This window comes from Schnuerera sp., from assembly GCF_035459645.1.
Lineage (GTDB): Bacteria > Bacillota > Clostridia > Tissierellales > Tepidimicrobiaceae > Schnuerera.
The window spans coordinates 1-2,245 of record NZ_DATHXO010000437.1; the positions used below are offsets into that span (position 1 = coordinate 1).

2 protein-coding genes and 6 tRNA genes are annotated in these 2,245 nt (G+C 33.5%); all 8 read right to left on the bottom strand.

From position 1 onward, the window contains the following. Window positions 1-247: 247 nt before the first annotated feature. Window positions 248-324 (bottom strand) — tRNA-Arg (locus VK998_RS10295). A 53-nt stretch (window positions 325-377) separates the two neighbouring features. Continuing rightward, window positions 378-1,187: a metallophosphoesterase gene (locus VK998_RS10300; RefSeq protein ID WP_325228045.1), complete on the bottom strand. Its 810-nt coding sequence runs from the start codon at window positions 1,185-1,187 to the stop codon at window positions 378-380. A gap of 42 nt (window positions 1,188-1,229) precedes the next feature. Continuing rightward, window positions 1,230-1,313: transfer RNA gene (locus VK998_RS10305), tRNA-Leu, on the bottom strand. 7 nt (window positions 1,314-1,320) lie between these two features. Then, window positions 1,321-1,396: transfer RNA gene (locus VK998_RS10310), tRNA-Lys, on the bottom strand. A gap of 203 nt (window positions 1,397-1,599) precedes the next feature. After that, window positions 1,600-1,676: transfer RNA gene (locus tag VK998_RS10315), tRNA-His, on the bottom strand. Window positions 1,677-1,686: 10 nt separating this feature from the next. Further along, window positions 1,687-1,763 (bottom strand) — tRNA-Arg (locus tag VK998_RS10320). Between the two features lie 17 nt (window positions 1,764-1,780). Continuing rightward, window positions 1,781-1,854 (bottom strand) — tRNA-Gly (locus VK998_RS10325). Window positions 1,855-1,933: 79 nt separating this feature from the next. Then, window positions 1,934-2,245, bottom strand: a 312-nt coding sequence (locus tag VK998_RS10330) for a YfcE family phosphodiesterase (RefSeq protein WP_325228046.1), incomplete at its 5' end; no start/stop codon positions are given.

Genomic DNA, 2,245 nt, shown 5'->3' on the forward strand with positions numbered 1-2,245 from the left:
ATATTAAATTTTTCTTAGGTAGTCTATAAACCATTGTATATATTGATACTACTATGTTTCTTATTTTTTGTCAAATATAAGAAAATTGAATTTTTTGTACTTGGTTTTTTACTTTTTCTTTTATATATATTGGTATTAACGAATTTGTTTCAAAAATTAAAATGTCGTCGATACCCAGGGGTTTTTACACTACCTGAGGTCGACGACAAATTTTTATTAGGTTCTAGTTTATAAATTCATATAAAATTGGCGCACCCTGAGGGATTCGAACCCCCGACCAACTGATTCGAAGTCAGCGACTCTATCCAGCTGAGCTAAGGGTGCATATACATTCTATTATCATTATAAATGGAATTTTAGCTAAGGTCAAATACTTTTTAATTGTCTTCTGATATCTCTATAGTTATATTGCTTATCTGTACTCTGTTAAAAAGCCTAAGAGGTAATATACTGTTTCCTAAACCGCTATCTATATAAAGTAATGTATCATTTATATTGAAAATTCCTTTATCATATTTGGGGAATAAACCTTGGCCTGGAGATACTATGGCACCTATTAAAGGAAATCTTACTTGCCCTCCATGGGTATGCCCAGATAATATTAAATCCTCTTTCCCTTTAGAATAATCAATTGGTCTATTGGGTGAATGGGATAATAGTAGAGTAAATTTGCTTTCATCTATACCTTCCATGGTTTGTTCATAATCTTTATTAGTTGCAAAGAAACTCAACCCACAAATATTTATTTTTTCACCTTCTATATCAATAGTTTCCCTATCATTATCTAATACGACAACACCCATTTCTTTAAGACTTGAAATAAATTTATCACCATTCTTATTTCCTAATTCATGGTTTCCTATTACAAAAAATGTATTAGGATTTATATCTGTTAATTTATTCATTAGGCTCAATGTTAGATTAATATCTTCAGTTTTACTATCTATAATATCCCCAGTTAATACAATAATATGAGGATTAAAGCGGATTATTTCATTTAATAATTTTTTTACATTGATATAGCTATTTGAATGGTAATCTGAAACTTGAGTTATTCTCAAAGGTTTAGACAATTTTTTATTATAAAAAGTCGGTCTGCTTATGAATATTTGGCTTATTTGAATATAGTTATACATAAATAAGGCTATTATAAACAGTCCTAAAATACATATTATCTTTAATTTCATATCTACCTCCAAATAAAAAAATTGGCTCTCGCCAATTTAATATGGTGCGGGAGAGAGGACTTGAACCCCCACGTCAAAGACACTAGATCCTAAGTCTAGCGCGTCTGCCAATTCCGCCACTCCCGCATACTACTGGTGACCCATCGGCGACTCGAACGCCGGACACCCTGATTAAAAGTCAGGTGCTCTACCGCCTGAGCTAATGGGTCACAATATTTTAATATAGTTACAGTTAATATTTAGTTGTTCCATCAACATTTTGTGGAACGGACTAAGCGATTCACACCAAATTGAAAAACACAATTTGGGTTCTCTGCTTATACCGCCTGAGCTAATGGGTCACAATATTTTAATATAGTTACAGTTAATATTTAGTTGTTCCATCAACATATTAATATGATAAACATAAAAATGGGGTGGATAATGGGATTCGAACCCACGATCTCCAGAGCCACAATCTGGCGCCTTAACCAGCTAGGCCATATCCACCACAATGTTTTGGTGCACCTAGGAGGATTCGAACCCCCGGCACACGGATTAGAAGTCCGTTGCTCTATCCAACTGAGCTATAGGTGCATAATGCTTCATTAGGTTGGAGCGGATGAAGGGAATCGAACCCTCGTAGCTGGCTTGGGAAGCCAGTGCTTTACCATTAAGCTACACCCGCATTAACCATCACGAACATCGACTGACAATATAGAATTATAGCAGGTTATTTCACTATTGTCAATAGTTTATTTTTCTTTTTAATTTAGTTCAACTATTTCTATCTTTATATCTTTATCAATCTCTATTATTCCAAAAGTTTTCTTTCCCTTAAAGCCTCTAGGTAAAGAGGGACTTCCTGGATTCATTACTATTATACCAGATTCTTCGGATAAAGTCGATACATGGGTATGACCAAATAAGACTAAATCCGCCTTAATTTCTTCACCTTTATAAAGTAAGTTATCTACTCCATATCTTACATTATATCTATGACCATGAGTTATAAAAATTTTTTTCCCTTTAATGTCAAATATTTTATCCTCACTATATCCTGGATGTAAAAAATCTCC